Source organism: Pontibacterium sp. (assembly GCF_041587635.1).
Lineage (GTDB): Bacteria > Pseudomonadota > Gammaproteobacteria > Pseudomonadales > Balneatricaceae > Pontibacterium.
The window spans coordinates 1-2,334 of the sequence record NZ_JBFGYC010000601.1 but is presented as its reverse complement, the minus strand read 5'-3'; the positions used below and the strand labels follow the sequence as shown (position 1 = coordinate 2,334).

At 46.6% G+C, this 2,334-nt stretch carries 2 protein-coding genes; both read left to right on the top strand.

Annotated elements, in window-relative coordinates; translation table 11 throughout:
- The first annotated feature begins 236 nt into the window (after positions 1-236).
- Entirely contained in the window at positions 237-1,151 is a 915-nt protein-coding gene (gene cysD, locus ABYW01_RS19645; RefSeq protein ID WP_372836073.1) for a sulfate adenylyltransferase subunit CysD, read from the top strand.
- Positions 1,152-1,543: 392 nt separating this feature from the next.
- A partial coding sequence (locus tag ABYW01_RS19640; protein WP_372836071.1) for a sugar phosphate nucleotidyltransferase occupies positions 1,544-2,334 on the top strand: 791 nt, incomplete at its 3' end.

Genomic DNA, 2,334 nt, shown 5'->3' with positions numbered 1-2,334 from the left:
TACATATGTAGTTATGGTTTTGTGGGTATGGGCAGCCTAATCCCTTCGATGACGACGAGACTACCCTACATGACCTGTGGTGGATTTGGGTTTGTAGGGCAGGCTTCAGTCTGCCGCAGCCGATAGGCTGTTTTCTGTAGGTTGTTCAGGTTGGCGATCGTAAGCCATAACAATTCCTGAAGAACAAATTTAAATTGATCAAAATCTTCCAAAAGAATTTGAAAGGTAAGGCCAAAATGGAAATTTCACGGGAACATACAACTCATCTTAAGCAGCTTGAAGCTGAATCTATCCATATCATCCGTGAGGTTGCTGCTGAGTTTGATAATCCGGTGATGCTGTACTCCGTTGGTAAAGATTCAGCCGTTATGCTGCATCTGGCATTAAAAGCATTCTTCCCGGGAAAACCGCCGTTTCCATTAATGCATGTTGATACAAACTGGAAATTCAAAGAGATGATCCAGTTTCGTGATCAGATGGCGGAGAAACTGGGAATGAAGTTGATCGTGTATAAAAACCAGGAGGGTCTCGATATGGGGATCAGCCCGTTTGTACATGGCAGCGCTATTCACACCGATGTTATGAAAACCCAGGCGTTAAAAAAAGCGCTGGATCTGCATGGGTTTGATGCGGCATTTGGCGGTGCACGACGCGATGAAGAGAAATCTCGTGCTAAAGAACGGGTGTACTCGTTTCGCGATGAGTTTCATCGCTGGGATCCAAAAAATCAACGCCCTGAACTCTGGGAAATTTATAACAGTCAGGTTAACAAAGGGGAGAGCATACGAGTGTTTCCTCTGTCTAACTGGACTGAGCTGGATATCTGGCAGTATATCTATTTAGAAAATATCGACATCGTGCCTTTGTATCTTTCGCAACCTCGTCCAGTTGTTGAGCGTGATGGTACGCTGATAATGGTGGATGATGATCGTATGCCGTTAGCCGAGGGAGAAGTACCAGAAACAAAAATGGTACGTTTCCGTACGTTGGGGTGTTACCCGCTAACAGGCGCTGTTGAATCCGAGGCGGTAACCCTGCCTGATATTATTCAAGAGATGTTGCTGACAACGACGTCCGAACGCCAGGGGCGAGTGATTGATCATGATCAGGCTGGTTCGATGGAGCAGAAGAAGCGGGAAGGCTATTTTTAAGTCTGATGCGGGATGTTGATTGTTTGTTGTGCATGTCCTGTACAGGATGCTAGATGGAATTAACCGCTTCTGTTGAATATGCGGTTGTTTTAATGACGTTGCTGGATGTCTTCTCGTGTTTGGCCGCAAAAATTGTCAATTGCTGTTGTCATATTGTTTGTTTTTGATGTCCTTTCGTTGGAGGGGGCGGCAAACTAAGTTAACCCCTCGTTAGCAACGTTTATCCTGTTACAGTCTCTTTCCATCGTGTTTGAAAAGCTGCCTTTCTGTCGTTTATTGGTAATCCCTCGGCAAGGGGGTTGATATGGGTTTTAGCGTATGCTTGTCGAGTTCTTCTCGGTCTTTGCAGTAAACTCGCCGGGTGAAAATAATATTGTCTTGAGAGATTGTTGATGATCACCCCTGTTGTATTGGCCGGTGGATCGGGCGCACGATTGTGGCCCCTTTCCAGAACCATGTATCCCAAGCAGTTTCTGTCGCTAAACAGTGACGTTTCTATGCTGCAAGAGACATTGCTGCGCTTAAAAGGGTTGAGTGTTTCTATACCGCATATTGTATGTAATGAAGATCATCGCTTTTTAGTGGCTGAGCATGTGCGACAGCTTAATCTCCAGGCCAAGATAGTGCTTGAACCTGTGGGTAAGAATACAGCACCTGCGATTGCACTTTCTGCGCTTGAGTTAGCCGCATGTGGTCAGTCAGATGCATTGATGTTAGTGCTGCCTGCCGATCATGTTATTAACGATACAAATACCTTTCAGTCAGCAGTAACTGAAGCTGCATCAGCCGCAGAGGCAGGGGCGTTTGTTACATTTGGGATCGTTCCGACTGAGCCTGCTACCGGGTACGGCTATATTCGTTTTAGGCCAGATCATAGCGGTGATGCTGTGGCGTTGTCAGTGCAGGCGTTCGTAGAGAAACCTGATCAGGAAATGGCTCAGCACTACATCGACAGCGGTGAGTACTATTGGAACAGTGGAATGTTCATGGTGCGTGCGGATCGTTATCTAGAGGAGTTAAAGAGCTATCGGCCCGATATACTTAAAGTGTGCGAACAAGCGATGTTTAAGGCGACCCATGATCACGACTTCATTCGCGTCGATGGAGCGGTGTTTGCTGAGTGTCCAGAAGGCTCCATTGATTATGCAGTGATGGAGCCTTTATGTGGTTCGGGCGATGCTGG